This is a genomic window from Candidatus Cloacimonadota bacterium, assembly GCA_016932035.1.
In the GTDB taxonomy this organism is placed as follows: Bacteria; Cloacimonadota; Cloacimonadia; order JGIOTU-2; family JGIOTU-2; genus Celaenobacter.
The window spans coordinates 1-20,495 of the sequence record JAFGDR010000064.1 but is presented as its reverse complement, the minus strand read 5'-3'; the positions used below and the strand labels follow the sequence as shown (position 1 = coordinate 20,495).

Annotated in this window: 18 protein-coding genes; 14 read left to right on the top strand and 4 right to left on the bottom strand. The window is 36.5% G+C overall.

Annotated features, from left to right (window positions below):
• The first annotated feature begins 138 nt into the window (after window positions 1–138).
• Window positions 139–2,544: an LPS-assembly protein LptD gene (locus tag JW794_10360; GenBank protein MBN2018514.1), complete on the top strand. Its 2,406-nt coding sequence runs from the start codon at window positions 139–141 to the stop codon at window positions 2,542–2,544.
• Between the two features lie 8 nt (window positions 2,545–2,552).
• Window positions 2,553–3,467, top strand: coding sequence for an endonuclease/exonuclease/phosphatase family protein (locus JW794_10355; protein MBN2018513.1), 915 nt, complete (start codon window positions 2,553–2,555; stop codon window positions 3,465–3,467).
• 53 nt (window positions 3,468–3,520) lie between these two features.
• Here JW794_10355 and JW794_10350 read toward each other — a convergent pair whose 3' ends face one another.
• Genes JW794_10350 through JW794_10335 form a run of 4 tightly spaced genes read right to left on the bottom strand, consistent with a single transcriptional unit; the run spans window position 3,521 to window position 7,959 of the window.
• Entirely contained in the window at window positions 3,521–5,809 is a 2,289-nt protein-coding gene (locus JW794_10350; protein MBN2018512.1) for a 30S ribosomal protein S1, read from the bottom strand.
• A gap of 53 nt (window positions 5,810–5,862) precedes the next feature.
• Window positions 5,863–6,705: a 4-hydroxy-3-methylbut-2-enyl diphosphate reductase gene (ispH, locus tag JW794_10345; protein ID MBN2018511.1), complete on the bottom strand. Its 843-nt coding sequence runs from the start codon at window positions 6,703–6,705 to the stop codon at window positions 5,863–5,865.
• Window positions 6,686–7,288 carry a 1-acyl-sn-glycerol-3-phosphate acyltransferase gene (locus JW794_10340; protein ID MBN2018510.1) on the bottom strand — a complete coding sequence of 201 codons (603 nt, stop codon included), beginning with the start codon at window positions 7,286–7,288 and terminating at the stop codon, window positions 6,686–6,688. The genes ispH and JW794_10340 overlap by 20 nt, the downstream gene beginning before the upstream one ends.
• On the bottom strand, window positions 7,285–7,959 hold the full coding sequence (locus JW794_10335; GenBank protein ID MBN2018509.1) for a (d)CMP kinase: 675 nt from the start codon (window positions 7,957–7,959) through the stop codon (window positions 7,285–7,287). The genes JW794_10340 and JW794_10335 overlap by 4 nt, the downstream gene beginning before the upstream one ends.
• 128 nt (window positions 7,960–8,087) lie before the next feature.
• On the opposite strand from JW794_10335, the gene JW794_10330 reads away from it, so the two are divergent.
• From JW794_10330 to JW794_10275, 12 genes are all read left to right on the top strand, one after another.
• A complete protein-coding gene (locus JW794_10330) occupies window positions 8,088–9,143 on the top strand; it encodes an undecaprenyl/decaprenyl-phosphate alpha-N-acetylglucosaminyl 1-phosphate transferase (protein ID MBN2018508.1) in 1,056 nt (351 codons plus the stop codon).
• A complete protein-coding gene (locus JW794_10325) occupies window positions 9,127–10,539 on the top strand; it encodes a hypothetical protein (GenBank protein ID MBN2018507.1) in 1,413 nt (470 codons plus the stop codon). Before JW794_10330 ends, JW794_10325 begins: the two co-directional genes overlap by 17 nt.
• Entirely contained in the window at window positions 10,536–11,129 is a 594-nt protein-coding gene (locus JW794_10320; GenBank protein MBN2018506.1) for a hypothetical protein, read from the top strand. The genes JW794_10325 and JW794_10320 overlap by 4 nt, the downstream gene beginning before the upstream one ends.
• 2 nt (window positions 11,130–11,131) lie before the next feature.
• A complete protein-coding gene (locus JW794_10315; protein ID MBN2018505.1) occupies window positions 11,132–11,533 on the top strand; it encodes a hypothetical protein in 402 nt (133 codons plus the stop codon).
• Window positions 11,534–11,541: 8 nt separating this feature from the next.
• Window positions 11,542–13,719: a UvrD-helicase domain-containing protein gene (locus JW794_10310; protein MBN2018504.1), complete on the top strand. Its 2,178-nt coding sequence runs from the start codon at window positions 11,542–11,544 to the stop codon at window positions 13,717–13,719.
• Window positions 13,716–14,675 carry a hypothetical protein gene (locus tag JW794_10305; GenBank protein ID MBN2018503.1) on the top strand — a complete coding sequence of 320 codons (960 nt, stop codon included), beginning with the start codon at window positions 13,716–13,718 and terminating at the stop codon, window positions 14,673–14,675. The genes JW794_10310 and JW794_10305 overlap by 4 nt, the downstream gene beginning before the upstream one ends.
• Window positions 14,676–14,825: 150 nt before the next feature.
• Window positions 14,826–15,728 (top strand): hypothetical protein, encoded by a 903-nt coding sequence (locus JW794_10300; GenBank protein ID MBN2018502.1) that lies wholly within the window; start codon window positions 14,826–14,828, stop codon window positions 15,726–15,728.
• Between the two features lie 54 nt (window positions 15,729–15,782).
• Window positions 15,783–16,751 carry a hypothetical protein gene (locus tag JW794_10295; GenBank protein MBN2018501.1) on the top strand — a complete coding sequence of 323 codons (969 nt, stop codon included), beginning with the start codon at window positions 15,783–15,785 and terminating at the stop codon, window positions 16,749–16,751.
• Between the two features lie 103 nt (window positions 16,752–16,854).
• Window positions 16,855–17,931 carry a butyrate kinase gene (buk, locus tag JW794_10290; GenBank protein ID MBN2018500.1) on the top strand — a complete coding sequence of 359 codons (1,077 nt, stop codon included), beginning with the start codon at window positions 16,855–16,857 and terminating at the stop codon, window positions 17,929–17,931.
• A 17-nt stretch (window positions 17,932–17,948) separates the two neighbouring features.
• Window positions 17,949–18,356, top strand: a complete 408-nt coding sequence (gene tagD / locus JW794_10285; protein MBN2018499.1) for a glycerol-3-phosphate cytidylyltransferase — start codon at window positions 17,949–17,951, stop codon at window positions 18,354–18,356.
• A gap of 46 nt (window positions 18,357–18,402) precedes the next feature.
• Window positions 18,403–19,353 carry a hypothetical protein gene (locus tag JW794_10280; GenBank protein ID MBN2018498.1) on the top strand — a complete coding sequence of 317 codons (951 nt, stop codon included), beginning with the start codon at window positions 18,403–18,405 and terminating at the stop codon, window positions 19,351–19,353.
• 27 nt (window positions 19,354–19,380) lie between these two features.
• Window positions 19,381–20,481 (top strand): glycosyltransferase, encoded by a 1,101-nt coding sequence (locus JW794_10275; protein ID MBN2018497.1) that lies wholly within the window; start codon window positions 19,381–19,383, stop codon window positions 20,479–20,481.
• Window positions 20,482–20,495 lie beyond the last annotated feature (14 nt).

The following is a 20,495-nucleotide window of genomic DNA, read 5'->3' as shown; positions in this document are numbered from 1 at the left end:
TTAAGGCTGATGAATCTCAAAATTTTGAATCATTTTTATTTAAGTATTTATGTTGTCAACTGTTATAAGCTTATATGTATTCATTTTTCATGTTTGAGAATACTTGACACCAATTGCACAATATCGGGAAAGAAATATATGAAAAAACTGTGGGGTCTGTTCTTGCTCATATTCATCTTGATGCCTGTTATCTCAAGTGCACAAGAGAATCCCGATACAACAGCAACACAGCTTGATTCACTTGATTATACTGCAAAAAAGATCATATATCATATTGATAAAGAGCAGATCAAACTTATTCAGAAAGCTTATATACGTTATCACAATTCCCATATCAGTTCAGATTCAATGCTTATCGATCTTGATAAGAAGATTGCCCTTTCCTATGGAGAATCAGAGCTCTACGATGGCGAGCAAACCATTTATGGTTCAACGATCTACTACAACATAGACTCCGAACAAGGTCTTCTTTTGGATGGAAGAACTAAATTCGAAGACGGGTATTATGCAGGATCAAAGATGATAAAAGTGGGTGATGATGTTCTCGACGTTGATAACGCAAAATTCACAACATGTGAAGATGAATCTCAGTACTTTATATTCAGTCCGAAATTCAGAATTTTTCTCAACGAGAAGATCGTCGCCAAACCAATTATTTTATATATAAATTATTTTCCAGTTTTCGTTCTTCCTTTTGCAACATTTCCAATCAACCAGGAAAGACGATCTGGATTTCTTATTCCTGAACCAGGTTGGAACAATACAGAAGGAAAATTCCTGAAAGATATCGCATATTTCCTTTCCCTTGGTGACTATGCAGACATGCTCTTCTCACTTGACCTGATGGAATACACTGGGGTTGAGTTTAGATATAGAACACGATATATTAGAAGATATATTTTAGATGGCAGGATCGATTCGCGGTTTCTTTATTATCATGAACAATTGAAGGATGATTACCGGCTGCGCTGGTCGATCGATGCATATCATAAGCATGTTTTATCTCCATATAGTGATCTCCAACTTAAAGCAGATTTTGTAAGTGATGCAGATATTCGAAAAACAAGTGATGATCAGGAAACACGAATGGATCAATCTCTTCATTCCTATATTTTCTATTCATATCGAAAAGACAAAGATAATTTTAACACAACCTTAGATTACAAAAAAGATCTCGTTGATCTCGATCAAACTTATTATTCGAAGGTTTATTATTCGACAAAAGGAACGCAATTCAATCTTTCGGGATACTGCGATTTCAGGGCATATACTTACCCGAAGCAAACTGACCAAATGACGCTTAAATTACCCTCGCTCTCTTTCCGTCTCTACCAAATGAATCTTGCAAAAATATTTGATAAATCTGCCCCTGAATCATCGATCTTGCGCAAGCTGAATTTTTCATATAACAGCACTTTACTTCATTATGCTGAGTTGAACACAAACCATCCTACTATTGCCCAGCTGTTATATAAGGATACCTATGATTCTTTAGGTAACTATATTTCAGAGCATCGTGAGGGAATCAAGCACTCGCTTTCTCTTAGTTATACAGATAATATCTTTAAATATTTCGACTTCACCCAATCACTCAACTACAATGAAATTTTGGAAGATAAGGACAAAAATAACAAAAAACTTGTGAGAGGTTACGATTATAATAGTACAACAAAACTCACTACAGATATTTATGGCGTATTCACTTTTCCAAAAGGAAGATTGAGAGCACTTCGTCATATCATAACACCGAGTATAACATATACAATGCATCCTGATTTTTCTTCTAATGATCGTTTTTACAATTTTTCTTTAATATCGATCTCAACAGCAAAACGATCCGAAAAAATTTCCATTGGTTTAACAAACAAACTTCAAGCTAAAGTTATAGACAAAGAAGGAAAAGAAAAGAAACTTAATGATCTTTTCACCTGGAAAACATCTTTAAGTTACGACTTTCAAAAAAAGCCCAAGGGATTTAGTACATTATCCCATACAATTACTACGATGCCCTTTAATATGATCTTCGGTCCAACGACTTTGAATATATCGAATAGTTTCAAAGGAGTTCAAGATTTCTACACATTGATAGTGACAAATTACTCACTTTCTGCTACATTATCTTTGAAAGGAAATTTAGATTATTTGAATTATTATCCTGTGAAGCCGACGTTTAATATAAAAGGCATTAGTTCTGATGAAGAGTGCTGTAATGGTTCTCGGAAGAGTGAAACCAAGCCATGGGATATCTCTTCATCGTTTTCATACAGCAAGAATACAGAAACAGGTTATTACAGCTCCAGCTTACACAATAATCTTCATGTTAACCTGACAAAGAATTGGAGCATCGGCTACTCAAATTATTATAACTTCAAGGAAAAAGAGCTGATAAGTCAAAGCATTAACATCTATAGAAATCTTCATTGCTGGCAATTGAAATTCAGCTGGGATAAGTCTGGAGATTACTGGTCATACCGGCTTGAAATTCAGGCAAAGAAACTACCCGATCTGCGTTTCCTTCAAACAGACAGTAAATCATATTATTAGGAATTGTTATGAAAAATATTTTTGTTATTTCTATTGTTTCACTCCTTATTGTTATAGGATGTGGAGAAAATAATACCTATCATCCCACGCCTGAAGATCCCTCAGTTGACAGTGTATCATATGGAACAGACGGCACTTTTGATATCATGACATGGAACATTGAAAATTATCCTAAGTCAGGACATACGACAAATTCTCTGATTGTTGATATCATTACATCACTTAAGGTTGACCTGATAGCTCTCCAGGAAATTGAATCAAACAGCTATTTCCAGCTTTTGTTGGATAGCCTTCTCGGATGGAATGGGCTGCGTTCAACGACTGCACATGGAGCTGAAGACCTACTTGTCGCCTACATATATAATATGTCAACAGTATCAGTTCAGAACAGTTATGAAATTTTCGAAAATGATTCTTATGCTTTTCCACGAGCACCCTTCATTATTGAGTGTACGTGGAATGGACATTCTGTGGTTGTAATAAATAACCATTTGAAATGCTGTGGCAATGGGATCTTTGATGGAGACGAATGGGATGAAGAAAAGAGGCGACAAGCAGCCAGTGAAAGTTTACAGGTATTTATCGAAGGAACTTATCCCAATGATGCCGTTATTGTACTCGGAGATCTGAACGATAAAATCAACGATCCGCAAAGCCAGAATGTTTTTTGGAATTTTATCGAAGATGATCTTGAGTATGAATTTATAGATATGGGAATTGCAGTTGGTTCGAACTATTGGTGGTCATGGGGAGATGGGTATAGCCATATTGATCATATTCTTGTAACAAGTGAATTATTTTCACATATCCAGGATGTAAGTTCATTGCGGTTGCAAGATGCTTTTGATGGTGGGTGGAATGAATATGAGGGATACATTTCGGACCATATTCCTGTAGCTACCAGAATTGACTTTTCACAATAAAAAAAAGGGAAGAAACATGAGATTCTTCCCTTTGCGTTATTTAACTAATAACTTTATTCTTCAGGTAAAGGCACCTCTTCTTCGGTTGGTGTATCTTCAATAGGTGCTTCTTCTTTTTTCTGAGGTTTGACTGCAGCTTCTTCTCTTTTTTTCCTGCGATCTTTAATCTTCTCTAAATGATCTTGCACAAAGGTATTTACTTCTTCTTCATCTCTTCCAAAGAAATATGTTTTTACGCTGAAGATCAATCTTCTATTCTCTTTATCAGCCTCAATGACCTTTACAGGAATGATTTCATTATGATCGAAAGCAAGTTCAGGTTCTTCCAATCCCGGTATACCGAGATGAGAAGTAGGAATGAATCCCTCGATTTCTGATTCCTTATCAGCTAATACCAACGCACCTTTGGGGATGATCTTAATAACTTCTATCTCATGCTCTGAGTTTATTGGAAATTTCTCTTCGATGTTCTCCCAGGGATCATCTTGAAGCTGCTTCAATCCAAGAGCAATCCTTTGCATCACTTTGTCAATGGAAAGAACTACTGCGGTAACTTCCTGACCTTTTTTAAGAACTTCACTCGGATGCATGATTCGTTTGGTCCATGAGAGGTCAGATATGTGGATAAGCCCATCGATATCTTTTTCAACTTCCATAAAAGCACCGAAATTAGTAATATTCTTAATTTTTCCGGTAACTGTTGAACCTACTGGATGTGTAACGCCGATCGTGAGCCACGGATTCGGTTCAACCTGCTTTAGACCAAGAGAAATTCGATGCTCATCTTTATCGACATTAAGGACGATTGCATTGACCGCATCTTCAACCTTTAACATTTGCTTGGGGTGTGTAATCTGCTTTGTCCATGACATTTCAGACACATGGATAAGTCCTTCGACACCTTTCTCAAGTTCAACGAATGCGCCATAATTTGTAATATTCGTAACCTTGCCTTCGACCTTGGATCCTTCGGGATACTTGATCTCAATATTCTTCCAGGGATGAGGTACAAGCTGTTTCAGACCAAGAGATACTTTTTCGTTATCCTTGTTGAAATCAAGGACTTTAACTTTTATTTTGTCGCCAATATTCAGCATTTCAGAAGGATGAGTAATATGACCCCAGGACATGTCGGAAATATGAAGGAGACCGTCAATACCACCAAGATCTACAAAAACACCATATTCCATAATATTCTTAACAACACCATCAATTTCAGCATCAACCTGGAGTTTTTCCATCAGGTCTTCTTTTTTCTTCTCCACCTCTTCTTCGATCACGATCTTGCGGGAGATGACAATATTTTCTTTATCGCGGTTATAATTAATGATCCTGAAATCCAGCTCTTTTCCAACAAAATGGTCTAAATTGGGGAGGGTTTTCGTGGAAACTTGTGATGCGGGAAGAAATGTATTGATACCACTCACATCAACGATGAGACCACCCTTGACTCGCTTCAAAACCGTTCCTTGGACAACATCATTACTCGAGGATTTCTCTTCTAGCTCTGCCCAGGTTTTTTGGATGTCAGCCCTTTTCTTTGAAAGGAACGGACGTCCGTTCTTACCTTCTCTATTGACGATGTAAACTGATACTTTATCACCAACATTGATTTCCTCGTCTGGTTCAAATTCTGTAAGCGGAACCACACCTTCGGCTTTAAAGCCAATGTCAACAAGAACCTCGGTCTGATCAACTCGAATAATATTTCCTTCAACAATATTGCCCGAGCGGACTGTTTCCATGGTTTCCTCATACATCTTGATTTGATTCTCAAGTGAGGTCATCTCCTCATTTTTATCTTCCTTTTCCTTTTTGGCTTTTGTAGCCCTTTTCTTTGGAGCTTCAGGTTTTGGAGTTTCCGTTTTTTCTTTAACTTGTTCTTCTTTGTCTTCCTCAACTGTATCTTCAACCTTTTCTTCTAGTTCAGGTTCAGGTTCTGCTTCAACTTCTTCCTCTTTTTCTTCAAGTACTTCTTTCTCTTCTTCATCCTTTTCTTCGACAGGTTCCGGGACTTCTTCTTCAGTTTCATCTTTGACTTCATCCAGAACTTCTTTGTTTGAATCGTCTTCGGATGGTTTCTCTTCCTGTTGAACTTCTTCCTGAGGTTCCTCTTCTTCTACAACAATTTCCTCTTTTTCTTCTTCAACTACTTCTTCTGGAGTTTCAAGAACCTCTTCATCTTTTCCTTTAACAATTTCCTTTTTTATTTCCTCAATATTATCTTCCTTCACTTCTTCAACCCCAACAACCTCTTCCACTGCCTTTGTTTTAACTTCTTCTTTTTTTTCTACCTTAGAAATTTCTTTTTCTTTGTTTCTAGCTTGTACGTTATCAGCCATTGTTCCTCCACGATGAGGAAGCCTAATTTGTAAGTTCTCAACAAATAGACCTCTTATTTCGTTTCATTCATTTCTTTTATTTTTTCTTTCACACTATGTATTATCCAGTTTGGAGTTGAAGCACCAGCAGTAATCCCAACAGTTTCAACATCCTCGAACCACTCGTCTTTTAGCTCTTCCTGGGTCTCGATATGATAGGTCTTACAACCCTCAGCACGAGCTATTTCAGCAAGACGTGTCGTATTTGCGCTATTTTTTCCGCCTATGACGATCATGATGTCAACTTTTTGAGATAAATTTCTTGTTGCTTCCTGCCGAAGTATGGTTGCATTGCAGATAGTTTTTACGATTTGGAGTTCTTCACAATACGATAAAAGCCTTGAAGCAAGGCGTTCAAATTTATCTTCACTTTGTGTTGTTTGTGCAATGAGCGCCACCCTACCTTTTCTTGGTTTGGGAAACTCGATATCGGGATTAGATACAACGACAGCAGTGTCATCAATATAGCTGAGCAAGGCTTCAACCTCAGGATGATTTTTTTCTCCTAAGATATATAATTGATAACCATCCTCTATTAATTTTTGCGCAAATTCCTGTGCTTTTTTCACGAAGGGACAGGTGGCATCAACAATCTTCTTGTCTTGCTCTTTTAATTTCTTGTAATTATCCGCCGTAATGCCATGAGAACGTATTATGATAGTCTCATCTTGGATATCATTAATGTCATCAATCGAGTGAAGACCCTTCTTCTGAAGATATTCGACCATCTGAGGATTGTGAATGATCGGACCCAACGTAACCGTTTTTTCATGGCTTTGTGCTGTTTCTGTAGCTATCTGAATTGCCCTTTTGACACCAAAACAAAATCCTGAATGTTTAGCTGTTTCTATGTTCATTTTCAATTCCGTTAATCCTATCCAGAATCATTGTAGCAAGTTTTTTATATTCGCTTTCTGCAACCAATGCTTTATATTCTTTTGCATAGAATGGTTCTCTAAAAATAAAGCGCAGCTGTTTTTTTCTAAAGAAACAAGCCCACAGGTCATCAACATTTTCAATCTTAACTGGATAAATGGGAGCATCCGTCTCCCAGGCAATCTTTGCAATACCCGGTTTTGCAGAAAAAGATTTTCTACTTCCTTCGGGAAAGATCATGATATTTTTCTTATTGTTCAATAATGAAACAAATTTTTGGATCGTTCCACGGGTAAAACCCATTCGATGAACAGGAATTGCATTGAAATATGCAATAAGCGCACCAAATGCTTTATTTTTAAATAACTCAGCTTTTGCCATGAAATAACACTCAAACGGAAGAATTGAGCCGAGAAAAGGCGGATCAAACGCACTTTGATGATTTGCGCAGACAATGCATCCACTTTTAAAATGAATATCATTCATTCCGATGATCCGCATATTCCACACAAAATGCATCAGGGTTTTGATAAATGTGATACTTGCTCGATAAAGAAATTTCATTTTTTTATGATGTTATAGATCAGATCAACCTGATCTTGAATTGATAGGTTTGTTGTATCTATTTCGATTGCATCATCTGCTTTTCTCAGAGGAGCGATTTCTCTTGTGCTATCGGTTTTATCACGAAATGCAAGTTCATTCTTTATTTGCTCAAAAGATTTACGTTCATGCCCCCTTGCTTTATCTTCTAACCATCGACGTTTAGCTCTTTTATCAAGTGAAGCATTCAAAAAAAACTTATAATCAGCATCTGGAAATACAACGGTGCCGATATCTCTACCATCCATAACAATCGATCGTGTTTCAGCCATTTTTCGTTGAAGTTCAACCATTCTTTTCCTGATAATTCCATCTGTTGCAAAGGTCGATGAATATTTGGTGATCTTCGGTTCTCGGATTTTCTTGGAAACATCTTCTCCATTGAGTATAATTATGTTTTCATCGGAACTGTGACCAGGTTTGATTTCAATGTTTATTTGATGAACGATTTTCTTAAGATTCTCTTTATTATCAAAGTTAATATTATGATTGAGTAAGTAGAGAGCTACAGCGCGATACATTGCCCCCGAATCAACATATATACAGTGTAGCTTTTTTGCAAGCAATTTTGCTGTTGTACTCTTGCCCGAGCTTGCTGGTCCATCGATTGCTACGATTATTTTTTTCTTCATATTAAGTTTGGCATAAAATTAAAAAAAGGACTATTTCGTCAATTTTTATAGAGGATCGGGTTCAAAATAATTGACATAAAATCAGTAGGGGCTGGTAAATCAAAACAATTAATTTTTTATTATATATTATGAATCATTTTATTATATTTGCTATATCCTTTGGAGTGGTCTTCTTGCTTACTTTCCTTGTTCGGAAGGTAGCGATAGAACTGAATTTTATTGATAAACCGGAGGAACGAAAATTTCATAAAAATCCTACTGCTCTTATGGGAGGTTTGGGAATTCTTCTCGGAATGATATTTACTTTCTTCCTTAGTTTCTTTATCTGTATAAAACTAGTTCCCTTACTTACAAGCTCGCTTTTTTATTTTATCGGACTTATTCTTGTTTGTTTCCTGGGCTTATTCGACGATCGGTATGGTATGAGCCCCCAAATTAAATTTTCTATTCAGTTCATAATTGCTCTCATATTCATTGTTGGAGGTAGATACATTAACGTAATTGGACCATGGTTTGTTACCGTTCCTATACTCCTTTTCTGGATGGCTGGTCTCATGAATGCGCTGAATTTTCTCGATAACATGGACGGTATTACCACTGGTCTGGCATCAATACTTGGATTGGGTTTTTTTGCACTTGGAATTCTTACCGGCAATCACTTCATCTCTCTTATTTCAGCGATCTTCATTGGTGCTACTTTTGGATTTCTCCCTCACAATTTTCATCCTGCAAAGATCTTTCTTGGAGATGCTGGAAGTATGCTTATTGGCTATACCCTATCAGTCCTCGGTATCGTACTCCTGACAGAACTACCAAAAAACTTTGCACTTCTTCTACCTGTGTTATTGCTCTCTTATGCTATATTTGATATATCTTTAGTCAGTATTACACGAAGAAGAGACGGACGCCGTGTTCTGCAGGGAGGTAAAGACCATTCGACTCATAGGATCGGCACTGCTACAGGTTCTGTTAAGATGACAGCTGTAATGGTTTATCTCATCAATATACTCATGGTCCTAATAACAGTTATTGTTTATGAAACTTTTAGTCAATGGGTCGTACTTATTACAACGATCCTTTTCGCATTTGTGTTTATCTTCTTTGGAGGAAAACTGGACGAAATTCCAATTTTGATCTCTCGTAATCAACTGAAAACCAATACTTCACATGATACTACACGCTAAATTGTTTCTCCTATCCGCACTTGTAGGATTTCTTATGATATCCTGCACAAACGTATCATATAAGAAATCAGTTAAAGTTCTCAAGGAAGGTAATTACACGCAGGCTATTAAAGAATTGGATGAATATATCCTAACAACGAAACATCCTGCTTTCAAAGAAAAGGCAAAGCACCTTCGGTCACAAGCTTATTATCAGCTTGGGCTGCAGGAATATGAAAAGAACAACTATCTCGAAGCAGCTGAATATTTTTTCCTATCTAATTCTGATAGAGCAGATTCCCTACTTGATAATTGTTATTTCAAAGTCGCACAAAAAGCGATTGATGGTCAGGATTTTTTAAGAGCTTCAGATTACCTCTCATTTATTATATATCATCTCCAAAATTCTGATAAGATGTCGAAAGTTCTCTATGATGAGATCATTATTCAAACAGATTTTTCCGGAGATATACATGCTGCTTATGAAACATATCAAATGCTGCAGGATCGGTTTCCTCAATCTGAGGCTTTCAACCAAGCTACAACAATAGTAAATGTATTTATGCCTACACTGATCGATGAAGCCAGAATGCTTTGGGATGATCAATACTATTCAGAGGTGTTAGACCTTCTTTTTATCTACATCGATTATCCTGCTGATTTCATAAATGAGATCAAAGACATGATTGGGAATGTATATTATACATGGGCTGTTTCACTCCTGCAAAGCATGGATCTTGATAACGTTCAATCATATCTTCTGCAAGCTGAGAACTACAATTCTTCATTATTAGAAAAAGTGAATGATCGCCTTGAAGAATTAGCGTTGATCTATATCGATCGTGGAGATGATCTTCTGGAAGACAGGCAGACCGTTGAGGCTATTTCAGTATATCGAAAAAGCCTTGATATTATTGATGGATACCAGATAGCACTAAACCGTATTGCACGCGCAGAAGAATTCGCAAGAAAAATAGCACAGGCAGCACAACTTGTCGAACAGGGCAATACTCAATTTGAGAACGAAGAATATACTGCTGCTTATGACTCGTACTCAGAAGCCTATAAACTAGACAGTATTTCTGAAATTTATGAACTGATAAACCAAGCTTATGTCTGGACAAGGATTTCTACTGACCCTGAAAATTATGCTATTGAGATTGTTAAACAATATCAAGATGGAATGATTGTTGATAAAATTTCACAGATCGAAAGTAATGCACAAAAAAACTATTCCCGACAGGATGTCCGGGTAACACCATGGCAGGTATTCAGGACTGCAACTCGAAACAGTTATGAAGTTCGATATACAATTGTTATTCCAGAAAAAAATTACTTTTTACGATGGCTTGTGCGATTGGAAACCGGAAAGGTCGTTCCTCTCAATGATGTATCGGAAGAATTGTTATCATCATGAAAAAAATATTGATCTTCGTTGGACTTTGCATGATCTTAGTACCTCTTCTTGCTGAAGAAGAGAACGGATTCTCTATCGATTCAATCCTGCAAAAGAATATAAAGTACGGATGGAATAGTGCATCTAACTGGAAAGATTTCAGGGATGAACTCAAGGAGAACATGGTTGTATATGATCAGTGGAATCATAAGAAGCAATCACATCTGGTAAATTGTCTGAAGTCTATGATCGCACCAGGATGGGGACACTTTTCTACACATAACTATCTGAAAGGTGAAATTTTACTCGGTGTTCAAATTCTCCTTGCTGGAAGTGCATATTATTACTACGATCAATCCCAGGACTATTATGAAAAATACAGAAATGCGCATCAAATAGACGAGATCAATCAATATTATATCGATGCGAATTCTTCATATAGAACTTCGGGTATTCTTATGGGATTATGGATCATCGCCTGGGGTTATACAGTCCTCGATACGATACAGGCTACTGAAAATTATAATCGAGACCTCTGGTACTCATTATATGACGAATATATGAACCAAAAAATTACCGTCACTGCACAGGGCATACAAATCAGGTTTTAATGATGAAGAGACATATATTCTTTTTTGTTTTAGTTACAATTACTGGAATCCTTATTATTTCATGCTCTCTGAGTCGGAACAATCCACTCGATCCTCTAGGAAACCCTGATGTTTTTGCCCCACCAATTGTTCACATTGATACATTAAACGTAAATCCCAATTTGGTAAAATGGTTCATTGCTAGAACCGAAGAAGATAGTCTCTCAGATGGATACAATATATATGCAGCTTTTCAGGAGAATTATTTTGGCACGTTTGATCGGGTGGGAAGAAACATCAGCCCAAATGACACTACGTTTAACAAGAATGATGTAAGTCATGAATATGTATGGTTCAAGATAACATCTTACAATGTTTTTGAAAACGATACCCTGGAAGGGAAATTTTCGCAAATTACTCAATAAGTAACCATATGTCATCAACAATACTCGATATGCTTAATGATAAGCAACGCGAAGCTGTTATATCTACTGAAGGACCGGTTCTGATCCTGGCTGGTGCTGGAAGCGGAAAAACACGCTGTATTGTACATAGGATCGCATATCTTATCTCTGAAAAGAAGGTGAGTCCATACAACATTCTTGCGGTAACATTTACAAATAAAGCTGCTAATGAAATGAAAGAACGTCTTGAGAATCAGTTTGGCATTCATATTCGATCATTATGGGTAGGCACATTTCATTCTATGTGTGCACGAATCCTCCGAAGTGAATCACAGTACTTACCCGTTACACAGAATTTTACTATATATGATGAAATTGATCAGCAGCGTATTATGAAAAATGTGTTAAAAGAAATCAACCTCGCTGAAGCTAATTTCCCGGTAAAGAAAATCCTTAATATCATATCAAACCAAAAAAATAATCTCATTGAATATGATGAATTCTCTATGGACGATTCCTATTATGGAAAATACCTGGCTGAAATTTATGAAGCATATCAAAAGTATATTATAAAAAATAATGGCGTGGATTTTGATGACCTTCTTCTATATATAGTTAAGTTATTCGAAAATCATAAAGAAGTGCTTGCTCGTTACCAGGATCGATTCAAATATGTTATGATCGATGAATACCAGGACACCAACTTTGCACAATATAGATTTGCATACTTGCTCGCAAAAAAACATAAGAACCTATGTGTTGTCGGTGATGATGATCAATCGATTTATAGTTGGCGCGGTGCGAATGTTGGGAATATTCTTTCATTTGAAGATGACTATGACAAACCACACATCATTCGCATGACACAGAATTACAGATCTACCAAACGTGTGCTTTCTGCATCAAATGAGTTAATTTCGCATAATCAGTCCAGACACGAAAAGGAACTGTGGACAGATAAAGAAGAAGGCAAACAGATTTCCTTATATAATGTTCAAAATGAGAGGCAAGAAGCAGCTACTGTTTCCCAAAAGATCCAGGAACTACAAAATACCCGCAATGTCTCATTAAAAGATATTGCAGTATTTTATCGGTCAAACGCACAGTCAAGAGTTTTTGAAACTCAGTTCATAAAAGATCATATAGATTATAGGATCGTTGGCGGGGTGAACTTTTTTCAGCGCAAAGAGATAAAAGATATCGTTGCCTATCTTCGACTAATTGCCAATACTAAAGATAATGAGAGTTTCATGAGAATTGTGAATTTCCCAAAACGTGGAATCGGACAGACAACCGTTTCTCACCTTCTGGATTTCGCCGTTGAAAGACAACAATCATTACTTGAAGTAATAGATAATATTGAAGGCTGTGAAAGTCTTACAACTCCTGCAAAAGAGCATCTTGTATTATTCAAAAAGATGATCGATGATTTTGTCGATTTGTCTCAAAATGAACCAATCAATAATCTGGTGAAGAAAGTTGTTGATGTGACTGAGATTTTGGATTTTTATACACATCAGGACACGATTGAAAGTGAAAGTAAAGCAGATAACATCAGAGAATTTGTTGCATCAACTGATGAATTTGCCGAAAATTTTATTACTATTCATGATAAAGAACCCTCTTTGCAGGAGTACATGCAGAACCTTTCACTGGTTTCTGACATCGATTATTCAGATACTGATAGAGATGTTGTATCACTGATGACTATGCATAATGCCAAAGGACTTGAATTCCCCTATGTTTTTATCGTAGGAGCTGAAGATGGGTTGATTCCACACAGGAACTCAATGGAATCCTCAGGTGATATTGAAGAAGAGAGACGGTTGTTTTATGTGGCAATGACCCGTACTATTAAGGAATTATCTATCTCCTATGCCCAATCACGAAGATATTATGATTCGACTATGTCTTCATTCCCTTCCAGATTTTTAAATGAAATGAATACTCTTCATTTTCAAATGTATGATTTAACTCATTTTCAGATAGATGCAAGCTCCGTGTCCAATCATCGAAAACAAAAAAAGACCTTTGATTTAGGAACAAAAGATGATACGTTCAGGGTAGGACAGAGAGTCGAACACACCAGCTTCGGCAAGGGAAGAATTCTATCAATCAGGAAAGATGGTGAGTTAATTAAGTTGACAATATCTTTCGATTCTGGTGAATTAAAAAAAATAATATCGGATTATATTAAAGTATTATGAAAAAAATTATTCTACTAATGAGCATGCTTGTCATTGCATGTAATCTAATTGCGGATAAGTATGCGGGTGAATTTTTGAATATAGGTGTTGGTGTTAAATCTCGTGCTATAGGAAACGCATTTGTCGCAGTAGCTGACGATCCAACTGCAACATATTGGAATTCAGCAGGTATCTACTGGTGCAATAATCTCTCTTTTAATGTTATGCATTCGGAAGAATATTCCGGCAATTTAAAGTATGATGCTCTTAGTGCAGTCTATCCTGTTGATAACACAAAAAAAATTGGCTTTCTTCTCACACGAACAGGTATATCAGGTATTCCCTTAACCGAATTGGATGATCCGAATGATACCATTTCTGTGCATAATCCTCCACATGTTTACAAATATGTAAGTGATGCAGACTACACAGGATATCTTGCATTTTCATCGAAGCTCTATCATAATCTATCTTTTGGAATAACATCCAAATTTATTTATCGAACAATAGGCGATATTAAAGCTACTGGCTTAGGATTAGATGTTGGAATTCTGTATAAATTCAGCGAAGCAATTCAAGCTGGTATTAATATCCGAGATGCGATCGGCACGACAATCTGGTGGAAAAATGGTGAGACAGAGACAGTCACTCCGAATATTTATGCTGGGGCAAGTGCCGGCTTTATATTCCCAATTATTGGTGTTCCATCCCGGCTTTCCTGTCAAACTGACATTTATTTTGAAGGTAGAAAAGAAGCTGCACAACTCTCTGTGGGAAAGGTTAGTTTTGATCTACATGCTGGACTTTTATTCGATATTGCCCCATTCCTATCAATTGCATGCGGATTAGATAGAGAATATCTTACTGCTGGTGCATTTATCACATATAGAAACTACACACTCCAATATGCTTTTGAGAACAATCCAGACCTGAACAATATTCACCGTCTCTCGATAGGGGTTGCTTTTTTTAAGTAAATATATAAAAAATTTGACAAATATTTGATTTGTCACAAATTGGCTAATTAAAGAGAATTCATTTATTCAGAAATTAGAGAAAATCATCATAAGACATGGGATTATGATTATTCAATCATTCTCTATGTATAAAAATGAAAGGAGAAATGAATGAAAAAAATTGCAGTGTTTGTTGTTTTGATGTTTATGCTTACTTCAGCACTGATTTCAAGCGAAGTAAGTTTCTTCTATACGAGTCAAGCCCACCAACGTATGTGGCATTACACTGACAATGGTATTCGGTTCGACTGGTATGGAAAAAATTATGGTATCGACCTGAACTTGACACCACTTCTTGTTCAGCAAGCTATGCAGATCAATGAAGGCTGGATTAAATTCGGCGGAAAATCTTTTGGCATAAAAGCTGGTATGATGTGGTATCCATTTGGCAACGTTGAAACTCTTCCTTCAAAGAATGTAAGTGTTTTCCAACCCATGAATTTTGATTCTGCGGTTATGCTTAACTTCTGTGGTATGTTTGGAGAACTTAAATGGCAGGCATATTGGGCTGATGCTGGATTTGTTAATTGGAATAGGCACTATGATGCTCCATCTTATATTGGTACCCGTTTGAGCTACACTATGGATGACCTGAAAGTAGGTGCTTCTTTCCGTGGGAAGAACCTTTTGTCAGGTATTAATCCAAGTGGTGATACGGACTATCCCAATGTTGGTAAGATCTACGAGTATGGTGCTGATGTATGTTGGCTTATATCTAAAATGGTTAAAATTAACGTACAGGCATTCAAAATCCAGTTTGATCCCACTAAAAAGGATACAAGAATACACTTCTTTGGAATCCTTTCATATGAAAAAGGATTTGATCTTCCAGTTGTTAAACAGACTATACCTTATTCAGGTTACTTCTCAAAAGAAGGTTATAAAGAATATAACTTTGTGGCTGGTTTAAATATGAAACCTATGAAAAACGTATTTATGAAACTAGAATACAACCACGACTCAATAGATGGAGTAGGTGATAAACTTACCCTTCAAGCAGGATATGTGTTTTAGTTATGATTACTGATAATCCAATCTTCATAATATATGAAAGATGAGGAGACATTTATGAAAAAATTTATCGTGATTCTTATCACTCTCCTTGTAGTAGGTTCATATTTGATGGCGCATGAAGTAAGTTTTTATTATACTTCACAAGCCCACCAGCGTTATTGGCACTTCAATGATATGAGACTATGCTGGAAGGGTGATAATTATGTTACTTCTTTTGGTTTAAAAAATCTTACTGATCCCAATCCTCAACTTGTTATCAACCAAGCCTGGGCATCGATCGATCTCTTTGAAACTTTTTATTCCTACTTCCAAAAATATCCCTGGATCATTGGAAAAATTTCATTTGGTAAGATGTATTATGATTTCGGAGCATTCCCCAAAACTCCATCAAAACAAATCAGTATACATACCCCATACCAATATTTTCAGGATAAGTTTGCAAGCGATCTGATGGTCAAGCTGTCAGTTGATTGGTGTTCAGCGCATTATTTCAGCTTCTATTGGGCTGATATGGGTATTAATAATGGAACTGCTGATTGGCCTTCCACAGTAGGATTTCGAGCAATGACAACCTATGTTGAAAACCTGCGACTTGGTGCATCTATTCGAGTTAGAGAAGCTTTTGGTAATAAATGGAAATCTTGGAAGGATAAAAACTACAAGTGGGACTATGGTTTAGATGTATGTTATTTGTTGGATAATATGGTAAAATTTGATATTCAAGCATATACTCTTGATGACAATGACAAATTTACTGACGACATCTACCTTTGGAGTATTGTAACCTATGAAAAAGGTTTCATGGCTCCATATGTGAAGCTTATCAAACCATATATTGGTTACTTCTCTAAGAACGAGATGAAAGACTTCAATGTTATTGCCGGTCTCAATATGAAACCAATGGAGAGTGCATTTGTAAAATTAGAATATAATTATGATTCTTTGGGTGATAAAAAGACAGATCCAAATTATGATTTCCCGTTCGGAAACGCTATTACCCTGGAGTTCGGATTCATATTCTAAATAAATTCACTACCAATATTTTACCCCGCCAAAGTGCGGGGTTTTTTTATTGACCACTTCAATCTCATCTTAAAATTGTGGAAAAATTTTCAATGGAGGCTGCATGCCTAATTGCCGTATTCTGGTTGTTAATCCTGGTTCTACATCAACCAAAATAGCAGTATTTGACAATGAAAATGAAGTCTTCAAAAAGACCCTGAACCATACACCTGAAGAACTCTCACCTTTCCCAAGCCTAATCGATCAGTTCGAGTTCAGAAAAAATATTGTTGAAAAAGCTTTGGAAGAAAACAAAATACAACTCGATACTCTTGGTGCAGTTGTGGGACGAGGAGGTCTTTTAAAACCTGTCTCGAGCGGAGTATATAAGATAAACGATAATATGTTGAATGACCTGAAAGATCCATCAATATGGGGAAGGGTCCATGCATCAAATCTTGGGGCATTCATTGCAAGATCATTAGCTGATGAGCTTCTTATTCCATCAATGATCGCTGACCCCATAACTGTTGATGAAATGGAAGATATTGCTCGGATCTCAGGAGTGCCATCAATTACCCGTCAAAGTTTGTTCCACGCACTGAATATTAAATCTATTGCGCGAAAGACAGCAAAAAGACTCCGGAAACCTCTTGAGAAGTGCAACTTGATCGGTGTTCATATGGGAGGAGGTGTGAGTGTTGCAGCAATAAAAAAAGGAAAAGTCGTTGATGTAAATAACGCTCTTCTCGGTATGGGACCATTCTCCCCGCAACGTGCTGGTGCACTTCCACTTGGAGGAATTGTTGACATGTGTTTTTCCGGTAAATATACAAAAGGTGAAGTTGAAAAGATACTCACAAAACGAAGTGGTTTGATCGGCTATCTTGGAACAGATAATGGTATTGAAATTGAAAAAGAAATCGAAAAGGGAAATACAAAATTTAGAGAAATCGTAGAAGCAATGGCATACCAGATTGCCAAAGAGATCGGGGCATGCGCAACGGTCCTGAAAGGAAAAGTAGATACAATTTTTATCACTGGCGGTCTTGCTTATGATAAATTCCTTCCAAAATGGATAGAAGAGCGCGTCAGCTTTATCGCTCCCATCTATTTATTCCCAGGGGAAGGAGAAATGGAAGCACTCGCTGAAGCTGGTCTCCGTGTTTTAAATGGACACGAAGAACTTAAAAATTATTAGTCATTGTAAGAGTACTCATGATTAAAGTTATAACATACGGCACCTATGACCTTTTCCATTATGGTCATTTCAGGTTATTGAAACGAGCAAAAGAATTTGGTGACTATCTTATCGTTGGTGTTTCCACTGATGAATTCAATCTTATTAAGGGCAAAAAATGCGTACAGCCCTATGAGCATAGAGCAGAAATCCTTCGCGCTATTAGATACGTCGATGAAGTAATACCGGAAAATAACTGGGAGCAGAAAATCGACGATATTATCAAACACAATGTTAATATCTTTGTGATGGGAAGTGATTGGAAAGGGAAATTCGATTTTCTTAAAGAATATTGCACAGTAATGTATTTGGATAGAACTGCTGATATATCAACAACTGCCCTTAAAATGCATATGAAAACAATGCAAAATAAAAATATCAAATAATGCATCTATTTACCATCATAATATTTTGTATGATTTAGGAACCAATATGAAAATTAGCGGCTTCTCTTTTGTTCGTAATGGCATCAAACTTTACTATCCAATTGTTGAATCAATACAATCCATTCTTCCGATTGTCGATGAGTTTGTGATTGCAGTTGGCAAAGGTGATGAAGACGATACAACGAGAAAAGAGATAGAAGCAATTGGTTCACAAAAGGTAAAAATTATCGACACAAAATGGGATATTGAGAAATATCCACGCGGAATGGAACATGCACATCAGACGGATATTGCAAAGAATGCCTGCAAGGGAGATTGGCTTTTCTATCTGCAAGGTGATGAAGTTATTCATGAAAAAGATTTACCTACAATTCAAAAACGGTGTGAAGATATGATAAATAATCAAAAAGTAGAAGGCTTGCTCTTTAAATATTATCATTTCTGGGGTGACTATGATCATTATCATAAAAGCCACGGCTGGTACCCGTATGAGATTCGTATAATAAGAAACGATCCAGACATTCATTCATGGGAATCTGCTCAGTCATTCCGAAGAATTCCACATTTTGATGGTCTGCACTATCGCCAGCAAGAGGGAACGCACAAACTTCATGTAGCATTAATCGATGCACATATATATCATTATGGCTGGGTGCGACCTCCTCATCTCATGCAAAATAAAAGAAGATACTTCCACACAAATCACTGGGGCACAAAAAGGGCAAAAGAACACTACGACAAGCTAGAAAACTATTTTGATTATGGACCGTTGAATAAATTAGCAAGATTCCCTGGAACTCATCCACCAGTAATGGAGAAAAAATTATCTGAATTCGACTGGCGGGATAAACTTCAGTACACAGGTAAGCCAAATCCTTTGCGAAAAAAATACAAACATGAAAAAACGAAGAATAAAATCCTTACCTGGTTTGAGAATAATTTAAATAGAGGTAAGCAGGTAGCAACATTCAAAAATTATATTTTACTCGATGAATAGGCTGCATTTTGATAATATGATTCTAACATGAAGAACGTTCGAACGCTACATATCGATACTTCATTTTCCTGGAGGGGAGGACAGAACCAGGTCTATCTTTTGCAGAAAGGTTTGAAACAACTCAATATTTTCTCCATCCTAATCTGTCAGCTCAATTCTGAGCTGCAAAAGAAATGCAAAGAACAAGAGCTGAACTGTATTCCAATTGTTATGAAAAATGAAATGGACATTTTTGCAGTGTATAAATTGGTCAGACTGGCACGAAAACTGCAAATCAACATTCTTCATACACATACAGCTCATGCACTGTCACTTGGTCTTTTAATGAAATTATTCAATCCAAACTTGATCCTTATTTTTACGAAGAGAGTTCCATTTCCGATCAAGAAGAATCTTTTTAGTATTTTAAAGTACAGGAACAGAATCATCGATCTGATCTTATGCAATTCAGAGTATATTAAGGAATCATTGCACGCTGATGGAGTAAGTGTAAGTATATTGAAAACGATTCCGAGCAGTATAAGATTACACATAAATGATGGAGAAAATATTCAGTTAAGAGATGAACTGCATATACCTGAAAATTCATTTGTCGTCATAACAGCTGCTGCACTTGAACCCGGCAAAGGGTATGAGACAATTATTAAAGCTGCTCATCTTTTAAAAGATAAACACCCGGATATCTTCTTTGTTTGTTTAGGAAAAGGAAAATACAAAGAATACTTTGAAAGAAAGATTAAAGATCTAGACTTAACTTCACATATCTTTTTTTTAGGATTCAAACCAAATGTAAGATCCTATTTACGATCTTCTAACGTATTTATTCTCGTTTCTCAGAAAGAAGGATTCGGCGGATCAATATTAGAGGCATATGCTGAAGGATTACCAGTCATTGCATCTAAGACAGGGGGACTTCCTGAGCTTGTTAAGGATGGTAAAACTGGTTTATTGGTATCAGTTGATGATCCCAAAATGCTTGCTGAGAAGATAGTATATCTCAAAAATAATCCTGATATACAAGAAAAATTCTCCTATGCATCATTAAACTTAGTTAAGCAATATTCAAGCCAACAAATAATTAAAAGGATCGCAGCACATTATAAAAAACTTATCGCGATGAATAATTAAATATAGTCATGAAG